General features: G+C 64.5%; 18 protein-coding genes. 15 read left to right on the top strand and 3 right to left on the bottom strand.

What is annotated here, in order from left to right; genetic code table 11:
• The first annotated feature begins 57 nt into the window (after window positions 1-57).
• Genes TO66_RS14745 through TO66_RS14735 form a run of 3 tightly spaced genes read left to right on the top strand, consistent with a single transcriptional unit; the run spans window position 58 to window position 2,865 of the window.
• The gene (locus TO66_RS14745; protein ID WP_044463020.1) at window positions 58-738 is read left to right on the top strand and encodes a C39 family peptidase; all 681 of its coding nucleotides are present in this window, start codon (window positions 58-60) and stop codon (window positions 736-738) included.
• A gap of 44 nt (window positions 739-782) precedes the next feature.
• A complete protein-coding gene (locus TO66_RS14740; RefSeq protein ID WP_044466036.1) occupies window positions 783-1,529 on the top strand; it encodes a hypothetical protein in 747 nt (248 codons plus the stop codon).
• Between the two features lie 46 nt (window positions 1,530-1,575).
• Window positions 1,576-2,865 carry a transporter gene (locus tag TO66_RS14735; RefSeq protein ID WP_044463019.1) on the top strand — a complete coding sequence of 430 codons (1,290 nt, stop codon included), beginning with the start codon at window positions 1,576-1,578 and terminating at the stop codon, window positions 2,863-2,865.
• Window positions 2,866-2,928: 63 nt separating this feature from the next.
• Here TO66_RS14735 and TO66_RS14730 read toward each other — a convergent pair whose 3' ends face one another.
• The gene (locus TO66_RS14730) at window positions 2,929-4,254 is read right to left on the bottom strand and encodes a sigma-54 dependent transcriptional regulator (protein ID WP_044463018.1); all 1,326 of its coding nucleotides are present in this window, start codon (window positions 4,252-4,254) and stop codon (window positions 2,929-2,931) included.
• Between the two features lie 352 nt (window positions 4,255-4,606).
• Between TO66_RS14730 and TO66_RS14725 the strand changes: the two genes are divergently transcribed.
• The gene (locus TO66_RS14725) at window positions 4,607-4,873 is read left to right on the top strand and encodes a hypothetical protein (RefSeq protein ID WP_044463017.1); all 267 of its coding nucleotides are present in this window, start codon (window positions 4,607-4,609) and stop codon (window positions 4,871-4,873) included.
• A 255-nt stretch (window positions 4,874-5,128) separates the two neighbouring features.
• Here TO66_RS14725 and paaX read toward each other — a convergent pair whose 3' ends face one another.
• The gene (gene paaX / locus TO66_RS14720) at window positions 5,129-6,052 is read right to left on the bottom strand and encodes a phenylacetic acid degradation operon negative regulatory protein PaaX (protein WP_044463016.1); all 924 of its coding nucleotides are present in this window, start codon (window positions 6,050-6,052) and stop codon (window positions 5,129-5,131) included.
• 82 nt (window positions 6,053-6,134) lie between these two features.
• A complete protein-coding gene (gene paaY, locus TO66_RS14715) occupies window positions 6,135-6,731 on the bottom strand; it encodes a phenylacetic acid degradation protein PaaY (RefSeq protein WP_044463015.1) in 597 nt (198 codons plus the stop codon).
• 358 nt (window positions 6,732-7,089) lie between these two features.
• Here paaY and paaF point away from each other — a divergent pair, with 358 nt between their 5' ends.
• From paaF to paaE, 11 genes are all read left to right on the top strand, one after another.
• Window positions 7,090-7,863, top strand: a complete 774-nt coding sequence (gene paaF, locus TO66_RS14710) for a 2,3-dehydroadipyl-CoA hydratase PaaF (RefSeq protein WP_044463014.1) — start codon at window positions 7,090-7,092, stop codon at window positions 7,861-7,863.
• A 45-nt stretch (window positions 7,864-7,908) separates the two neighbouring features.
• Entirely contained in the window at window positions 7,909-8,700 is a 792-nt protein-coding gene (gene paaG / locus TO66_RS14705; RefSeq protein ID WP_044463013.1) for a 2-(1,2-epoxy-1,2-dihydrophenyl)acetyl-CoA isomerase PaaG, read from the top strand.
• Between the two features lie 2 nt (window positions 8,701-8,702).
• Complete coding sequence (gene paaH, locus TO66_RS14700; protein ID WP_044463012.1) at window positions 8,703-10,220, top strand: 3-hydroxyacyl-CoA dehydrogenase PaaH; 1,518 nt, start codon at window positions 8,703-8,705, stop codon at window positions 10,218-10,220.
• Window positions 10,213-10,662 (top strand): hydroxyphenylacetyl-CoA thioesterase PaaI, encoded by a 450-nt coding sequence (gene paaI / locus TO66_RS14695; RefSeq protein ID WP_044463011.1) that lies wholly within the window; start codon window positions 10,213-10,215, stop codon window positions 10,660-10,662. Before paaH ends, paaI begins: the two co-directional genes overlap by 8 nt.
• Window positions 10,655-11,860, top strand: coding sequence for a 3-oxoadipyl-CoA thiolase (gene pcaF, locus TO66_RS14690; protein WP_044463010.1), 1,206 nt, complete (start codon window positions 10,655-10,657; stop codon window positions 11,858-11,860). The genes paaI and pcaF overlap by 8 nt, the downstream gene beginning before the upstream one ends.
• 104 nt (window positions 11,861-11,964) lie before the next feature.
• Complete coding sequence (gene paaK, locus TO66_RS14685) at window positions 11,965-13,287, top strand: phenylacetate--CoA ligase PaaK (protein ID WP_044463009.1); 1,323 nt, start codon at window positions 11,965-11,967, stop codon at window positions 13,285-13,287.
• A gap of 178 nt (window positions 13,288-13,465) precedes the next feature.
• Window positions 13,466-14,455, top strand: a complete 990-nt coding sequence (gene paaA, locus TO66_RS14680) for a 1,2-phenylacetyl-CoA epoxidase subunit PaaA (RefSeq protein WP_044463008.1) — start codon at window positions 13,466-13,468, stop codon at window positions 14,453-14,455.
• Window positions 14,456-14,517: 62 nt separating this feature from the next.
• The gene (paaB, locus tag TO66_RS14675; RefSeq protein ID WP_044463007.1) at window positions 14,518-14,799 is read left to right on the top strand and encodes a 1,2-phenylacetyl-CoA epoxidase subunit PaaB; all 282 of its coding nucleotides are present in this window, start codon (window positions 14,518-14,520) and stop codon (window positions 14,797-14,799) included.
• Window positions 14,800-14,807: 8 nt separating this feature from the next.
• Window positions 14,808-15,569, top strand: a complete 762-nt coding sequence (gene paaC, locus TO66_RS14670) for a 1,2-phenylacetyl-CoA epoxidase subunit PaaC (RefSeq protein ID WP_044463006.1) — start codon at window positions 14,808-14,810, stop codon at window positions 15,567-15,569.
• The gene (paaD, locus tag TO66_RS14665; RefSeq protein ID WP_044463005.1) at window positions 15,556-16,089 is read left to right on the top strand and encodes a 1,2-phenylacetyl-CoA epoxidase subunit PaaD; all 534 of its coding nucleotides are present in this window, start codon (window positions 15,556-15,558) and stop codon (window positions 16,087-16,089) included. Before paaC ends, paaD begins: the two co-directional genes overlap by 14 nt.
• Before the next feature lie 24 nt (window positions 16,090-16,113).
• A complete protein-coding gene (gene paaE / locus TO66_RS14660) occupies window positions 16,114-17,190 on the top strand; it encodes a 1,2-phenylacetyl-CoA epoxidase subunit PaaE (RefSeq protein ID WP_044463004.1) in 1,077 nt (358 codons plus the stop codon).
• Window positions 17,191-17,264: the final 74 nt, after the last annotated feature.

Below are 17,264 nucleotides of genomic sequence, written 5' to 3'. Positions count from 1 at the left end.
GCGTGACGAAAGCCCCGGAAACGGGGCTTTTCCACCGTGTCACAAGGCGTATCGATCATGCGGATTGCAACCTTCTGCCTGCTGCTTGGCCTGGCGGGCCTGACTCAGGCCGCACAGATGCCGGTAGCCGCGCTGCCTGGCGGGAACCTGGTGTACAAGCAGGTGCAAAGCGTCCGCGAGCGCAAGTTCGCCGACCTGGTCGAGCAGAAGACCGACTTCAGCTGCGGCGCCGCCGCGCTGGCGACGATCCTGCGCCAAGCCTACTGGCTCAACGTCGATGAGGAGCACGTCATCAAAGGCATGCTGGCCACTGCGGACCAGGATCTGGTGCGCACCCAGGGTTTTTCCATGCTCGACATGAAGCTCTACATAGAAAGCATCGGCATGCGCGCCCGGGGCTACCGGATACCTCCCGACAAGCTGGAGGCGGTGTCGATTCCGGTGGTGGTCCTGATGGACATACGTGGCTACAAGCACTTCGTGGTCTTGTTGCGGGCACAGAAGGACTGGGTCTATGTCGGCGATCCGGTGCTGGGCCACAAGCGCTACACCCACGAAGACTTCGTCAAAGGCTGGAACGGTATCGTCTTTGCCATCATCGGCCCCGGCTACGACAAGGCCAACGCCTTGCTCGCCCCGCCCAACCCGCTGACCGCGAAGAATCGGCTGGATACCTTCAATCCGGTCAAGGACGCAGAACTGATGGAATTCGGCTTCATCCAGAGCGACTTCTTCTAGGGCCGCGAGAACGATAAAGGAGCCGGATGCTCCGGGAGCAGCAGATGAAAACCTCATGCTGGCTGGCCGCCGCCTGCCTGGTAGCAAGTGTTCCTGCGTATGCCAACGGGGGCTTCAAGCCCATCGAAATCAAGGACCAGGAGCTCTCCGAGCTGCGGGGTCGCTACGTCATGCCGGGGCGGATCATCAGCTTCGGCATCGTCATGAGCAGCACCTGGCGCAACGCCTCGGGCGACCTGATCGGGGCCACCACCTCGATGCAGATCCAGCAGGCCACGGTCAAACCGCAATTCTATGTCTCGACGATCAAGGAAACCGGCAACGGGTCGACGCCGACCCAGGGCACGGGCAACGTGATCGGCGGCGCGGGCCTGGCCACCTCCCAGGGCGTGACCCAGAGCGTGCGGGCCGCGGGCGACGGCAATAGCGCTTTCAACAACGTCGCCATCGACGTCAAGGAAGCCAGCCAGGCGCCGGCGCTGGTCCCGGCCCAGGGCCAGCTGCTGACCAGCGGGCACACCATCACCGGCAGCAACGCCGCGGGCAGTGTCGCGGTCTCCGCCACCGGCGGCGGGATCCAGATGGCCATCCAGGCCAGCAACAACCAGGGCGCGGCCCTGCAACAAGTCGCCCAGGGCGGCCTGCTGCAGAACACCCGTTTGCTGGGCAACAGCAACCTGGTCAACAACCTGACCCAGTTGAACGTGATCCTCAATAACAACGGCCCCAGCGCCGGCGCCCTGGACTGCAACCTGACCCAGCTCAAGGGCCTGCGCAACCTCGGCTATTGATCCAGGTTGGGTGTCGCCCCTCAGGCTCAAACGGACGGCTTATTTCATGTATCGATCAGTTTCGTTGACTACGGTTGTGTGTCTGGGCGCGCTCTTGCCGGCAACGGTGCTGCAGGCCGCGCCGGATGCCGAGATAGAGGCCCTGAAGCAGGAGCTGCTGGAACTCAAGCAACGCTACGACGTGCAGCAGAAGGCCCTGGCGGTGCTGGAACAGCGGGTGCGCCAGGTCGAGGACCAGCCGGCGACGCCCGCTCCCAAACGCCTGGCCAAGTCGCCGGCAGACATGCGCGGCAACCCGCAGGTGGCAGGCGCCGGCAAGGGGTCGAGCGCGGCCGGAAGCAGTTCCTACGGGGAGTCGCTCAAGGACGACTCGCAACCCGCGCAGAGCGTCTCCAACCTGTACGACGAGGCCAGCGGCTTCTTCGGCGGCGGCAAGTTCAGCTTCGAAACCGGCATGACCTATTCGCGCTATGACACCCGGCAGCTGATTCTCAACGGCTTCCTGGCGCTGGACTCGATTTTCCTCGGCAATATCAACCTCGACCGGATCAAGGCCGACAACTGGACCCTCGACCTCACCGGCCGCTACAACCTGGACAATCGCTGGCAGTTCGACGTCAACGTGCCGGTGGTCTACCGCGAATCCACCTACCAGTCCGGCGGCGCGCAAAACGGCGCGGCGGGGGTCACCAGCGAAAAATCCGTGTCCAACGATCCGACCCTTGGCGACGTCAACTTCGGCGTTGCCTACAAGTTCCTCGACGAGTCGGTCAACGCCCCGGACGCCGTCGTGACCCTGCGCGTCAAGGCACCGACCGGCAAGGAACCCTTTGGCATCAAGCTGCGCCAGGTCCAGGACAACACCAACCTGTTCGTCCCGGATGACCTGCCCACCGGCAATGGCGTCTGGTCGATCACGCCGGGCATCTCGCTGGTCAAGACCTACGACCCGGCGGTGCTGTTCGGCAGCCTCTCCTACACCCACAACCTGGAAGAATCGTTCGACGACATCAGCTCCACGGTCAACCTGAAGACCCCCGGCAAGGTCAAGCTGGGCGACAGCTTCCAGATCGGCATGGGCGTGGCTTTCGCCCTGAACGAGAAAATGAGCATGTCGTTCTCGGTCTCCGACCTGATCCAGCGCAAGAGCAAGCTCAAGGAAGACGGCGGCGACTGGCAGTCGGTGGTGTCCAGCGATGCCAACGCCGGCTACTTCAACGTCGGCATGACCCTGGCCGCGACCGATAACCTGACCATAGTGCCCAGCCTGTCGATCGGCCTGACCGACGATGCGCCGGACTTCACCTTCAGCCTGAAATTCCCTTACTACTTCTGACGCCACCGATAAAAAAAAGCCCGCGGCGAATCGCTCGCCGCGGGCCTTTTTCGTTGTGCCGTCCTAGCGGATCTGGTGCTTGTGCAGCAACCGGTAGAAGGTCGGGCGGGAAATGCCCAGGACCCTGGCCGCGACACTCAGGTTATCGCTGTGCCGATCCAGCACGTCGCACAGGGCCTGGCGCTCGGCGCGATGCTTGTAGTCCTCCAGCGTACCCATCGGCGCGATGCCGGCCTGCGGGCTGAGCAGGCCCAGGTCGCGGGCCTCGATCTGGCGTCCCTCGGCCAGTACCAGGCCGCGACGCACCCGATTGGCCAGCTCGCGGACATTGCCCGGCCAATCGTGCTTGCCCATGGCCACCAGGGCGTCTTCGCTGAAACTGCGCGGCCGACGGCCGGTTTCCTGGCTATAGAAGCGGGAAAAATGGCTGGCCAGCATGCCGATGTCGCCATGCCGCTCGCGCAGCGGAGCCGTGACCACCTGCAACACGTTCAGGCGGTAATACAGGTCCTCGCGAAAGCGTCCGCGGCCGATCGCCGCTTCCAGGTCGACATGGGTTGCGGCCAATACCCGCACATCCACCGGGATCGGCTGGTTGCCGCCGACTCGCTCGATGTGTTTTTCCTGCAGGAAGCGCAACAGATTGGCTTGCAGCTCCAGCGGCAGATCGCCGATTTCGTCGAGAAACAGCGTGCCGCCATGGGCCGCCTCGATACGCCCGATCTTGCGTTGATGGGCGCCGGTGAACGCGCCCTTCTCGTGGCCGAACAGCTCGGACTGGATCAGGTGCTCGGGGATGGCCCCGCAATTGATCGCCACGAAGGGCTTGTCGTGGCGTTGCGACTGCTGGTGCAGGGTCCTGGCCACCAACTCCTTGCCCGTGCCGCTCTCGCCGCGGATCAGCACCGGCGACTCGGTGGGCGCCAGCTTGCCCAGGAGTTTGCGCAACTCGCGGATCGAGCGGCTGTCGCCCAGCAACTCGTGTTCGGGCTGGTCGACGCGAACAGTGCCCTGGCCCCGCAGGCGCGCCATGCCGAAAGCCCGCCCGAGGGTCACCTGGACCCGCGAGACATCGAACGGCAGGGTGTGGAAATCGAAAAACCATTCGCAGACGAAATCCCCGACGTTCTGCAAACGCAGCACGTCGGGGCTGAGCACCGCGATCCACTCGGTGCCGCTGCGACTGATCAGCTCCTTGACCGCTTCGGGGCGTTCCAGGTGTGTCGCCTGCAAACGCAACAGGCCGACGTCACAGCCACGGTCGACAGCCGACTCCAGGTCGCAGCTGTCCACTTCCCAGCCCACCGTGCGCAAGCCCGGCAGCAGGCGATGGCAGTCATCGCAGGGGTCGACCACAAGAAGGCGGCGCTGGGAGGTCGCTTCAAGCATGACTGTTCCTTGGCGCCAAAAATAAGAAAAGGTAGTAGAAACAGTAGTTTGGCAAACCTGGCAGTAACACTAGCAAGAACTTGACGGTCGCTTGTATCGATTGCTTATAGCGTCCATCGCCAATTGGACTAACTGTGAGCAGGCTGCCAAACCCGCGTTACTTGCTTCCCCGCGAATCTTTCATTCAGCTTTCATTACAGGAAGATGAAGTGTGGTTCTGAACAAAAGTTGTAAATTCTGGTCTTTCTATGTGACCTGATACCCGGTTCGAGACATCAGTACAAATAACCAGCCGAACGGTACGCCCAACCGACGGCACATCATTTGATTGGGCACATAGAGAGAAGACCCCATGAACGCCCCGCTCCGTATCAACGAAGCACTTTTGATCGCCGACCGCGCATTCCAGCCGTTCCAATGCGTCGCCTGGGCCCCACAAGACGGTAACGGCGAACTGAGCCTGACCGTCATCGACCGCACCAATACCCGCATTGGCCGCAAGCAGATTCCAAGCAGCGCCTACTCCGACCCGGCCCAGCTGGAAGACCTGCTGAAACAGGCCCGCGCCGAACTCAGCGAAGAAGGTTACAAACTTCAGTCCTGGGCCATGCCGGAATAAACATGCCGACGCAGATCACCTTCGGGTGATCTGCGTTATTTTGTCGCAGTGGTTATATCCGCACTTCGTCCCGCTGACGGAAAGTTAAACTTTCGCGGCGCTGACGTTCTTCTCGCCGACTGTTGAAGGCGATTCCTCGAATACTTCCTAGAGCCTTTTTATTGCTGCCTTAGTCCACGCTTGGCGGTGCGCCTTAGTGCGCGCGGTATTTCCCGAAAGGCCCTTCGATCCCGCCAAGGGCCTGCGACTAGACGCTTACTTCAAGCCACCGAAACGCCGGTAGAAACTCTCGCCCACATCGGGCAGCGGACCGTCGGCGTTTTCCAGCACAGCGTTGAGCCACTCCTCGGCCTTGGCGTAAATCAGCCGATAGATATTGCGACACAGCTGGCGCGCCGCCCGGCCTTCCCAATCGCCGGGAAGCAGCTCATCCGGCAATTGCGGGTCGCGCAGCAGCAGCTTGCGGTATTCGTGAATCAGCAGCAGGCGCGCCAGGAAGCAATCGGCCGGCTGCAATTGCTCCTGCTCGCGCAGTGCTTGCCAGAGCGGCCGGAACAGCTGGATGAACTCGCTGTAGTGAGCGGCCAATTCGTCGATGTTCCAGCTTTCCCGCACCTGCAGGCGCAGCGCCTTGGAAGCCAGCACATCCTGGGCGGTGGTCTCGAACAGGATGGTGTCTTCCTGGGCGCCGAGGTCCACCAGGGTGGCGTTGACATCCGCCCGGTCGCTGCGCGGACACGCCAGCAGCACCGGCGAAATCGCCCCGAAACCTTGCCATTCCAGCTCTTCGCGAACCTGCTTGCGCTTGTCCTGGGCAAGCTGCGACAGCATGACCAGGCACCAGGAACCGTCCCAGGCCGGCACGCTGGCGTTATAGACCCGCTTGAAAGCCTTGTCGAAGCGCCGCCGACCGCTGCCGGTCAGGCTGTAGTAGCTGCGGCGCCCGACTTTCTCGGCGCTCAACCAGCCTTCCTTGGTCAGGCGAAAGATCGACGTGCGGATCAGCCGCTCGTTGATGCCGATGGGCTCGAGCAACTGGATCAGGCTGCCCAGCCATACCGTGCCCCCATGGGGTTCGATGGCATCGCCATAGAGCGTAATGATCAGGGAACTGGCGCGAATCGGCGTCTGCTCCTGGAAACGGGTCACGAGGTGATTCAAAGGGGCTAGGGACGACATGGGCGTACCGGACAAAAAGGAAGAAATATACCGGGTTTCATCGACTTGGAGGGGACCGCTCTCTCCAGGATGACGCGGGCGCTCAACGAGGGCTGTTTTTCGGGCGCAGGCCGCTGTCGCTGATCCGCGGGCGATGGGCTTCGGGCTCCGCGAGCGGCGTGCAGGCCTGCATCCGCTCCAGGCAGCGCCTGGCCAACTGCTGGTATTCACGGGTACCGGCCTGTTTCCAGTGCAACTCTTCGTCGCTGAGGCGGCGCTTGACCCTGGCGGGGGCTCCCATGACCAGCGACTGCTCCGCGCACTGGAAACCCGCCTTGACGAACGCCGCCGCGGACACGAAGGAACGCGCTGCGATATGGGCGTTGTCCATCACCACCGCATTCATGCCCACCAGCGCGTCGGCGCCGATCCGGCAACCGTGCAACACCGCGCCGTGGCCGATATGGCCGTTGCGCTCGACCACCGTGTCGCTATCGGGAAAACCATGCATCACGCAGGTGTCCTGCAGGTTGGCCCCCTCCTCCAGCACGATCCGCCCGAAATCGCCACGCAGGCTGGCCAGCGGGCCGACATAGCAATGGGCGCCGATGATCACATCGCCGATCAACACGGCGGACGGATGCACATAGGCACTGGGATGGACCACTGGGATCAGGCCGTCGAGGCTGTAACAGGTCATGGGGCTACTCCTTGGTCAAGGCGGCTTGACGGCATTACGCACAATGCGATACCAAATTACATTTATTTTGTATCACATCAATCTCGAGCAAAAAAGCATAAATGCAGTATCACGCCCGACGTATAGATACCCCGCATTTATTATGGAAAATCCCAATAAAATCAGCGAAACCTCTGCCTTACAGCCTCCCTTCCCCATTAATCGAAAGGATTCAAGCCCCAACATAAAGACACACTAATTATATTTTTACGTTGATTTTATGTATCGCATTGGCGATATACTCGGCGAAAACCGGCTCCCCCGCCGCTCCAACAATGGCCCAGCCCCGTGCCGGGCGTGCACCACGAGGATATCCGCCATGCCTCAGACCCTTGCCATCGAAAGCCTCGATGGCGGCGTTCGACTGATTACCCTGCAACGCCCCGCCGCGCTGAATGCCCTGAACACCGAGCTGCTCGCCGAACTGGCCGCGGCGCTGGATGCCGCCGAGGCCGACAGTGCCATCCAGGTAGTGGTGCTGACCGGCAGCCGCAAGGCGTTCGCCGCGGGTGCCGACATCCATGAGATGGCCGAGCGCGATCTGACCGGCATGCTCAACGATCCGCGCCAGGCTTCCTGGCAGCAGATCACCCGCTTCAGCAAGCCACTGATCGCCGCGGTCAACGGCTTCGCCCTCGGCGGTGGCTGCGAGCTGGCCATGCACGCCGACATCCTGATCGCCGGCGAGGACGCACGCTTCGGCCAGCCGGAAATCAACCTCGGAATCATGCCCGGCGCCGGCGGCACCCAGCGCCTGCTGCGGGCCGTCGGCAAATCCCTGGCCATGCAGATGGTCCTTGGCGGCGAGCCGATCGATGCCCGGCATGCCTTGCGCGCCGGCTTGGTCAGCGAAGTCACCCAGCCGGAACTTACGGTCGAGCGGGCCTTGCAACTGGCGCGACTGATCGCCGGCAAGGCCCCGCTGGCCTTGCGCCTGGCCAAGGAGGCGCTGCTCAGGGCGCTCGACACCGACCTCGCCAGCGGCCTGCGCTTCGAGCGCCATGCCTTCACGGTATTGGCCGGCACCCGCGACCGCGAAGAAGGCATCCGCGCCTTCCAGGAAAAACGCCGGCCGAGTTTCACCGGCCAGTAGGCCGCCGGCTACCGCCCCATACGACCGCCAGAGAACGCCAAGACCATGAACTTCGAACACATCCTGTTTTCCGTCGAGGCGGGCGTCGCCCTCCTCAGCCTGAACCGCCCCGAGCAACTCAACAGCTTCAATGCGCGGATGCACGACGAGGTACGCGAGGCCCTCAAGCACGTACGCGCCAATCCCGGGGCCCGGGTACTGCTGTTGACCGGCGAAGGCCGTGGCTTCTGCGCCGGCCAGGACTTGAGCGACCGCAACGTGGCCCCTGGCGCGCAGGTGCCGGACCTGGGCGAATCGATCGAACGCTTCTACAACCCGCTGATCCGCCAGTTGCGCGACCTGCCACTGCCGGTGATCTGCGCGGTGAACGGTGTGGCCGCCGGGGCCGGCGCCAACATTCCCCTGGCCTGCGACCTGGTGCTGGCCGCCCGCTCGGCAAGTTTTATCCAGGCATTCTGCAAGATCGGCCTGATCCCCGATTCCGGCGGCACCTGGGCGTTGCCGCGCCTGGTCGGCATGGCACGGGCCAAGGCCCTGGCGCTGCTTGGCAACCGCCTGCCGGCCGAACAGGCCGAACACTGGGGGCTGATCTATCGCTGCGTCGAAGACGCCGAATTGCGCGACGAGGCCCTCACGCTCGCGCGCCACCTCGCCACCCAGCCAACCTATGGCCTTGCGCTGATCAAGCGCAGCCTCAACGCCAGCCTGAACAACAGCTTCGACGAACAATTGGAACTGGAAAAAGACCTGCAACGCCTGGCCGGGCGCAGCGAGGATTACCGCGAAGGCGTCAGCGCCTTCATGGACAAGCGCACACCGGTCTTCAAGGGGCGTTGAACATGAGTGCACTGACTCCCCAGGCCCGGATCGCGGTGATCGGCGCCGGCGCGATGGGCGCCGGCATCGCCCAGGTCGCCGCCCAGGCCGGCCACCGGGTCTGGCTGCTGGACAGCCGCCCGGAGGCCGCGGCGCAAGCCATCGCCGGCATCGACCGGCAACTCGCCCGGCGCGTGAGCAGCGGCAAGCTCGATCCCCAGGCGCACCTAACGACCATGGCCCGCCTCCAGGCGGCCGAATCCCTTGCCCAACTCGCCGACAGCCAACTGATCATCGAAGCCATTGCCGAGAACCTGGAGGCCAAGCGCGAGCTGTTTCGCCTGCTGGAAGGCGTGTGCAGCGAGCGCTGCATCCTCGCCAGCAACACCTCTTCGTTGTCCATCACCCGCATCGCGGCCGGCCTGCAACACCCCGAACGCCTGCTGGGCCTGCACTTTTTCAACCCGGCGGCAGTCATGCCGCTGGTCGAGGTCGTCTCGGGGCTGGCCAGCGACCGGCAACTGGCGCAGTGCCTGTACGACACCGCGCTGAGCTGGGGCAAGCAACCGGTGCATACCCGCTCCACGCCGGGCTTTATCGTCAATCGCGTGGCCCGGCCGTTCTACGCCGAGAGCCTGCGCCTGCTGCAGGAAGGCGCCGGCGATTGCGCGACCCTCGACGCCCTGCTGCGCGAAGCCGGGGGATTTGCCATGGGCGCCTTCGAACTGACCGACCTGATCGGGCATGACGTCAACTACGCCGTGACCCGCTCGGTATTCGACGCCTATTACGGCGACAGGCGCTTTCAGCCGTCGCTGATCCAGCAGGAGCTGGTGGATGCCGGGCATCTGGGGCGCAAGAGCGGCCAGGGTTTCCATGCCTACGCCGAAGGCGCCGAGCGCCAGGCGCCTGCCGAGCTGCACAGCGCCCTGCGCGTCGAGCAGTGCGTGGTCGAGGGCGACCTGGGAGTCGCCCACGGCCTGCTGCATCGGTTGCGCGAAGCCGGCGTGCGCCTGGTCGAACGCGACGGCCCCGGCCTGTTGCGGGTTGGCGACGCGGTGCTGGCGGTCAGCGATGGACGCCTGGCCTGCCAGCGCGCCCGCGACCAGGGCCTGAGCAACCTGATCCTGCTGGACCTGGCGCATGACTATGCCAGCGCCGGTCGCCTGGCCATCAGTTGCTGCGCCAGCACCAGCCCCCTGGCCCGCGACCAGGCCGTGGCGCTGTTGCAGCGCGCCGGCCTCAAGGTCAGCCAGCTCAGCGACAGCCCGGGCCTGCTGGTCCTGCGCACCGTGGCCATGCTCGCCAACGAAGCCGCCGACGCCCTGCTGCACGGCGTGGCCTCGGCGGCAGACATCGACCTGGCCATGCGCGCCGGGGTCAATTACCCCGAAGGCCCTCTGGCCTGGGCCGACCGCCTGGGCCTGGCGAAGGTAGTCGAGGTTCTGCAAAACCTGCAGGCGGCCTATGGCGAGGAACGTTATCGAACGTCCCTACTGCTGCGTCGCCGGCTTGCCGAAGGGAGGACGCTGCATGATTGACCAACCCGCCATGAGCCTTGCCAGCGCTTGCGCGCAAAGCCTGTTCAAGCGCGACAACGCCAGCCAGGCACTGGACATGCGGCTGTTGTCGGTAGCGCCGGGCGCCGCCCGCCTCGGCATGAGCGTGCGCGAAGACATGCTCCAGGGCCACGGCACCTGCCACGGCGGCTTCCTGTTCGCCCTCGCGGACTCGGCTTTCGCCTTCGCCTGCAACACCTACGACGAAGCCACGGTGGCCATCGGTTGCAGCATCGACTACATCGCGCCGGCGCGTCTGGGCGACACCCTGACCGCCGACTGCGTCGAGCAGAGCCGCAACGGCCGGACCGGCAACTACGACGTGCGGATCGAGAACCAGCAAGGCGTGCTGATCGCCCTGTTCCACGGCAAATCCTACAAAGTGCGCGGCCCGGTGCTGGCGCCGGAGAATCCTCATGAATGATGCCCTGATCATCGATGCGGTCCGTACCCCGATCGGCCGCTACGGCGGTGCCTTGAGCAGCGTGCGGGCCGACGACCTGGGCGCGGTGCCCTTGCGCGCGCTGATGCAGCGCAACCCCGGCGTCGACTGGCACCGCGTCGACGAGGTGATCCTTGGCTGCGCCAACCAGGCCGGCGAAGACAACCGCAATGTGGCGCGCATGTCGGCGCTGCTGGCCGGGTTGCCGGTGGAAGTCCCCGGCACTACGCTCAACCGCCTGTGCGGCTCCGGCCTGGATGCCATCGGCACCGCCGCTCGCGCCCTGCGCTGTGGCGAGGCCGGGCTGGTGCTGGCCGGGGGCGTTGAATCGATGTCCCGCGCGCCGCTGGTGATGGGCAAGGCGCAGACGGCGTTCTCCCGCCAGGCCGAGCTGTTCGACACCACCCTTGGCTGGCGCTTCGTCAATCCGCTGATGGAGCAAGGTTTCGGCATCGACTCGATGCCGGAAACCGCGGAAAACGTCGCCGAGCAGTTCGGTATATCCCGCGCCGACCAGGACGCCTTTGCCCTGCGCAGCCAGCAGCGTGCCGCCGCCGCGCAAGCCAGTGGGCGCCTGGCCCGGGAAATGGTCCCGGTGCCCATTCCCCAGCGCAAGGGCCCGCCGACCCTGGTCGAACACGACGAACACCCCAGGGGCGACACCACCCTGGAACAGCTGCAAAGGCTCGGCACGCCATTCCGCCAGGGCGGCAGCGTCACCGCGGGCAATGCCTCGGGCGTCAACGACGGTGCCTGCGCCCTGTTGCTGGCTGATGCCGCGAGCGCACAACGCTACGGCCTCAAGGCCCGAGCCCGGGTACTGGCCATGGCCACCGCCGGGGTCGAGCCGCGGATCATGGGCATCGGCCCGGTGCCGGCCACGCGCAAGGTGCTGGAACTGGCCCGACTGGATCTCTCGGACATGGACGTGATCGAGCTCAACGAGGCGTTCGCCGCCCAGGGCCTGGCGGTGCTGCGCGAACTGGGCCTGGCGGACGACGACGCGCGGGTCAACCCCAACGGCGGCGCCATCGCCCTGGGCCATCCGCTGGGCATGAGCGGCGCGCGCCTGGTGACCACCGCGTTGCACGAACTGGAGCAGCGCCAGGGCCGCTACGCCTTGTGCACTATGTGCATCGGCGTGGGCCAGGGCATCGCCCTGATCATCGAACGACTTTAAGACCGGATACACCCGCGCCCGGAACCCCGACGGGTATTCTTGGCGCAGGCACTCAAGGTCCGCCCGCCGGCGGGTCGCAACACAACAATAATTCGAGTGATGCCATGAACATGCCAATTGCCAAAGCCGTGCTTGATCCCCTGCTGGACCCGCTGGAGACCGCCAGTGTCGATCAGTTGCGCCAGCACCAGCTGGAACGCCTGCGCTGGAGCCTGAACCACGCCTATCGGAATGTGCCGCTGTACCGCCAGCGCTTCGACGCCCTGGGGGTTCACCCGGACGACGTGCGCCACCTGGAGGACCTGGCGAGATTCCCGTTCACCAGTAAGTCCGACCTGCGCGACAACTACCCCTACGGCATGTTCGCCGTACCGGTGCAGGACGTGGTGCGCCTGCATGCCTCCAGCGGCACCACCGGCAAGCCGACGGTGGTCGGCTACACCCAGAACGACATCGACACCTGGGCCAAGGTGGTGGCGCGCTCGATTCGCGCCGCCGGGGGCCGGCGCGGCGACAAGGTCCATGTGTCCTACGGCTATGGCCTGTTCACCGGTGGCCTGGGGGCGCACTACGGCGCCGAGCGCCTGGGCTGCACGGTGATTCCGATGTCTGGCGGCCAGACCGAAAAGCAGGTGCAACTGATCAAGGACTTCCAGCCGGACATCATCATGGTCACCCCCTCCTACATGCTCAACATCGCCGACGAGATCGAGCGCCAGGGCATCGACCCGCAAACGCTCGCGCTGCGCCTGGGCATCTTCGGCGCCGAGCCCTGGACCGCCGAACTGCGCAGCGCCATCGAGCAACGACTGGGTATCACCGCGCTGGATATCTATGGGCTCTCGGAAATCATGGGGCCAGGCGTGGCCATGGAGTGCGCCGAGACCAAGGACGGGCCGACCCTCTGGGAAGACCATTTCTATCCGGAGATCATCGACCCGGTGACCGGCGAGGTGCTGCCGGACGGCCAGATGGGCGAGCTGGTGTTCACATCGCTGAGCAAGGAAGCCTTGCCGATGATCCGCTATCGCACCCGCGACCTGACCCGCCTTTTACCCGGTACCGCCCGCCCCATGCGGCGCATCGACAAGATCACCGGACGCAGCGACGACATGCTGATCATCCGCGGGGTCAACGTGTTCCCGACGCAGATCGAGGAACAGGTGCTCAAGGTCCGGCAACTCGGCGAGTGCTATGAGATCCACCTGCACCGCAACGGCAATCTCGACAGCGTCGAGGTGCATGTGGAACTCAAGAACGAACACCGGCAACTGAGCGACGAACAGCAGAACGCCATTTGCGGCGAACTGAGTAGGCACATAAAAACCTATATTGGTATCAGCTCCCGTATCGTTTTACGTCCGGCCTTTTCTCTCAAGCGCTCCGAGGGCAAGGCCAGCCATGTAGTAGACAATCGACAAAACTAAGCCCACTGCCTCTCAAGGCCTCGCTTCGGCGGGGCTTTTTTTCGCCTTCGCGAAAACCTGTGGCAAGCAAAGCGATACGAAAAAACATATGACACTTTATTTTGTGTTTGATATTTATTTTTGTATCACATATAAAGTTCCCTATGCCCAGGCAATCCTTCACGGCAGGAGACCCACCATGTACGCACAGCTGATAGAGACCGGAGTCAAAAGCATCAAGCCCTATTCGCAGATGTCCGAACAGGAACGTGCCTTCCAAGAAAAAATCGATGCGGAAATCAAGATCGAAGCCAAGAACTGGATGCCGGATGCCTACCGGCAAACCCTGATCCGGCAGATCTCCCAGCACGCCCATTCGGAAATCGTCGGCATGCTGCCGGAAGGTAACTGGGTAACCCGCGCCCCGACTCTCAAGCGCAAGCTGCAACTGATGGCCAAGATCCAGGACGAAGCCGGCCACGGCCTGTACCTGTACAGCGCCATGGAGACCCTGGGCGCCGACCGCGACGAGGAAATCGCCAAGCTGCACAGCGGCCGCGCCAAGTACTCCAGCATCTTCAACTACCCAACGCTGAACTGGGCCGACATGGGCGCGGTGGGCTGGCTGGTGGATGGTGCGGCGATCGTCAACCAGGTGGTGCTGCAACGAACCTCCTACGGCCCCTACTCCCGGGCCATGGTGCGCATCTGCAAGGAAGAGAGCTTCCACCAGCGCCAGGGCTACGAAATCCTCCTGACCATGATGCGCGAGGGTAACCAGGCGCAGAAGGACATGGTCCAGGACGCCATCAACCGCCTGTGGTGGCCGGCCCTGATGATGTTCGGCCCCAGCGACGAACACTCGCCCAACAGCGCGCAATCGATGGCCTGGAAGATCAAGCGCCAGAGCAACGACGAACTGCGCCAGCGCTTCATCGACCAGACCATCCCGCAGCTGGAGCTGCTCGGCTGCACCTGCCCGGACCCGGACCTGGCGTGGAACTCCGAACGCGGCCACTACGACTTCGGCGAGATCCAATGGGACGAATTCTACGAGGTGCTCAAGGGCAACGGCCCTTGCAACCAGGAACGCGTCGCCACCCGCCGCAAAGCCATCGAGAACGGCGCCTGGGTACGCGAAGCCGCAGTCGCCCACGCCCGCAAGAAAACCGACAAAAACGCCGCATGAACCCAGGCCGCGGCCTGCGGCCCGGGTTACAGCGCTTGTGCCCCTGATGTGGAGTCACCCTTATGTCTGAATGGACCCTCTTCGAAGTCTTCGTGCGCAGCAAGCACGGCCTCAACCACAAGCATGTGGGCAGCGTGCATGCCGCCGACAGCGCCATGGCCATCGAGAACGCCCGCGAGCTCTACACCCGCCGCAGCGAAGGCGTGAGCCTGTGGGTAGTGCCCTCGGCCCTGATCATCGCCTCGTCCCCGGACGAAAAGGACCCGCTGTTCGATCCGGCGGACGACAAGGTCTATCGCCACGCCAGCTTCTACGAGCTACCGGCCGAAGTCGGGCATATGTGAGGTCGGGCATGAACACACAAAACCAACTGATCCAGTACCTGCTGCGCCTGGGCGACAGCGCCCTGATCCAGGGCCAGCGCCTGTGCCAGTGGTGCGGCCGCGCGCCAGTCCTGGAAGAAGAACTGGCGCTGATGAACGTCGGCCTCGACCTGGTGGGCCAGGCGCGCAACTGGCTGGACTACGCGGCCGAGCTGCTGGCAGACGGCCGCGACGCCGACCACCTGGCCTTCCGCCGCGACGAGCGGGCCTACCGCAACCTGCTGCTGGTGGAACAACCCAACGGCGATTTCGCCGTGACCATGCTCAAGCAGTTTCTCTACGACGCCTGGCACCTGGAAGTGCTCAAGGGCCTGGTCCGATCCAGCGACGAACGCATCGCCGGGATCGCCGCCAAGGCGCTGAAGGAAGTCACCTATCACCTGCGCCGCTCCGGCGAATGGGTCGAACGCCTGGGCGACGGCACCGAACACAGCCACCAGCGCATGCTGGAGGCGATTCCCCAGCTCTGGCGCTTCACTGTCGAACTGAGCACCTGCGACGAAGCCGACAACCACCTGCACTACGCCGGTATCAGCGCCGACCCCGTGCAGGTCGCCAGTGCCTGGCAGGCCACGGTGGCGCAGGTCTTCGCCCGCGCCACCCTGCCCCTGCCACCGCCCCCCAGCCATTTCTACCTGGACGCCCGTCGCGGCCTGCACAGCGAACACCTGGGCATTCTGCTGGCGGAAATGCAGGCGCTGCCCCGAGCCTACCCCGATGCGACCTGGTGAGCTGATTTCCAGCGACCGCGGCGCCCGCGCCCTGCGGCCGGGCGACCTGGAGGCGGCCTGGAGCGTGCTGGGTACAGTCATGGACCCGGAGGTGCCGGTAGTCAGCGTGGTCGACCTGGGTATCGTCCGTGACCTCGGCTGGCACGACGGCCACCTGCAGGTGGTGGTCACCCCGACCTATTCCGGCTGCCCGGCCACCGAAGTGATCGAGGGCGACATCCGCGCCGCCCTTGAGATCGCCGGGTTTTCCGCGCCCCGGCTGCAGCGCCGGCTGACCCCAGCCTGGAGCACCGACTGGATCACCGACGGCGGCCACGAACGACTGCGGGCCTACGGCATCGCCCCGCCCGCGGGCAGTCGCGGCAAGCGCAGCCTGATGGGCGACAGCGCCGACATCCGCTGCCCGCAATGCGGCAGCGCCCACACCGAACAGATCAGCGAATTCGGCTCGACCGCCTGCAAGGCGTTGCATCGCTGCCGGGACTGCCTGGAACCGTTCGACTATTTCAAGTGCATCTGACGCCGTACCCGTGGGAGAACCATCATGAGCAAATTCCACCGCCTGACCATCAAGGATGTGCGCAGCGAAACCCGCGACGCGGTATCCATCGCCTTCGAGATTCCGCAGCACCTGCAAGACAGCTTCCATTTCACCCAGGGCCAGCACCTGGTGATGCGTACCCAGCTGGATGGCGAGGAAGTTCGCCGCTCCTATTCGATCTGCACCGGGATCAACGACGGTGAACTGCGCATTGCCGTCAAGCGCGTGGCCGGCGGGCGTTTTTCCGCGTTCGCCAATGAACGCCTGGAGCCCGGCCACTGCCTGGACGTGATGCCCCCCGCCGGGCACTTTCATGTCGAACTCGACCCTGCGCGCCATGGCCAGTACCTGGCGGTGGCGGCCGGCAGCGGCATCACGCCGATCCTGTCGATCATCAAGAGCACCCTGGAAACCGAGCCCCACAGCCGCTTCACCCTGCTGTACGGCAACCGCGCAAGCTCCGCCGCGCTGTTTCGCGAGCAGCTGGAGGACTTGAAAAACCGCTACCTGCAACGCCTGAACCTGATCTTCGTGTTCAGCCGCGAACAGCAGGACGTCGACCTCTACAACGGGCGGATCGACAGCGAAAAATGCGCCCGGCTGTTCTCTCGCTGGCTCGACGTCCAGGCGCTGGACGCCGCCTTCATCTGCGGCCCGCAGGAGATGACCGAAACCGTGCGCGACAGCCTCAAGGCCCACGGCATGGCCGCCGAGCGTATTCATTTCGAGCTATTCGCCGCCGCTGGCAACCAACAGCGGCGCGAGGCGCGCGAAGCGGCACGCCAGCATGACGCGGCGGTCAGCCAGGTCACCGTGATCAGCGACGGTCGCGCCCTGGCCTTCGACCTGCCGCGCAACAGCCAGAGCATCCTCGACGCCGGCAACGCCCAGGGCGCCGAACTGCCCTATTCGTGCCGCGCCGGGGTGTGCTCCACCTGCAAATGCAAGGTGATCGAAGGCGAAGTGGAGATGGACAGCAACCACGCCCTCGAGGATTACGAAGTGGCCGCCGGCTACGTGCTGTCGTGCCAGTCATTCCCGATCAGCGACAAGGTGGTGCTGGACTTCGACCAGCTCTGATCCCCCCATGGCCGCTGCCAGGCCTCGACTGGCCCGGCGCAAAACCCACACCGCGTTTCACCCACAACAAAAAC

This window comes from Pseudomonas sp. MRSN 12121 (assembly GCF_000931465.1).
Lineage (GTDB): Bacteria > Pseudomonadota > Gammaproteobacteria > Pseudomonadales > Pseudomonadaceae > Aquipseudomonas.
The sequence above is the reverse complement of the archived record's forward strand: the minus strand, read 5'-3'. Positions and strand labels throughout refer to the sequence as shown.

Bases quoted from the DNA above. Each gene is read 5' to 3' on its own strand.
- TO66_RS14745 (WP_044463020.1), top strand. From the start codon at position 58: ATGCGGATTGCAACCTTCTGCCTGCTGCTTGGCCTGGCGGGCCTGACT.
- TO66_RS14740 (WP_044466036.1), top strand. From the start codon at position 783: ATGAAAACCTCATGCTGGCTGGCCGCCGCCTGCCTGGTAGCAAGTGTT.
- TO66_RS14735 (WP_044463019.1), top strand. From the start codon at position 1,576: ATGTATCGATCAGTTTCGTTGACTACGGTTGTGTGTCTGGGCGCGCTC.
- TO66_RS14730 (WP_044463018.1), bottom strand. From the start codon at position 4,254: ATGCTTGAAGCGACCTCCCAGCGCCGCCTTCTTGTGGTCGACCCCTGC.
- TO66_RS14725 (WP_044463017.1), top strand. From the start codon at position 4,607: ATGAACGCCCCGCTCCGTATCAACGAAGCACTTTTGATCGCCGACCGC.
- paaX (WP_044463016.1), bottom strand. From the start codon at position 6,052: ATGTCGTCCCTAGCCCCTTTGAATCACCTCGTGACCCGTTTCCAGGAG.
- paaY (WP_044463015.1), bottom strand. From the start codon at position 6,731: ATGACCTGTTACAGCCTCGACGGCCTGATCCCAGTGGTCCATCCCAGT.
- paaF (WP_044463014.1), top strand. From the start codon at position 7,090: ATGCCTCAGACCCTTGCCATCGAAAGCCTCGATGGCGGCGTTCGACTG.
- paaG (WP_044463013.1), top strand. From the start codon at position 7,909: ATGAACTTCGAACACATCCTGTTTTCCGTCGAGGCGGGCGTCGCCCTC.
- paaH (WP_044463012.1), top strand. From the start codon at position 8,703: ATGAGTGCACTGACTCCCCAGGCCCGGATCGCGGTGATCGGCGCCGGC.
- paaI (WP_044463011.1), top strand. From the start codon at position 10,213: ATGATTGACCAACCCGCCATGAGCCTTGCCAGCGCTTGCGCGCAAAGC.
- pcaF (WP_044463010.1), top strand. From the start codon at position 10,655: ATGAATGATGCCCTGATCATCGATGCGGTCCGTACCCCGATCGGCCGC.
- paaK (WP_044463009.1), top strand. From the start codon at position 11,965: ATGAACATGCCAATTGCCAAAGCCGTGCTTGATCCCCTGCTGGACCCG.
- paaA (WP_044463008.1), top strand. From the start codon at position 13,466: ATGTACGCACAGCTGATAGAGACCGGAGTCAAAAGCATCAAGCCCTAT.
- paaB (WP_044463007.1), top strand. From the start codon at position 14,518: ATGTCTGAATGGACCCTCTTCGAAGTCTTCGTGCGCAGCAAGCACGGC.
- paaC (WP_044463006.1), top strand. From the start codon at position 14,808: ATGAACACACAAAACCAACTGATCCAGTACCTGCTGCGCCTGGGCGAC.
- paaD (WP_044463005.1), top strand. From the start codon at position 15,556: ATGCGACCTGGTGAGCTGATTTCCAGCGACCGCGGCGCCCGCGCCCTG.
- paaE (WP_044463004.1), top strand. From the start codon at position 16,114: ATGAGCAAATTCCACCGCCTGACCATCAAGGATGTGCGCAGCGAAACC.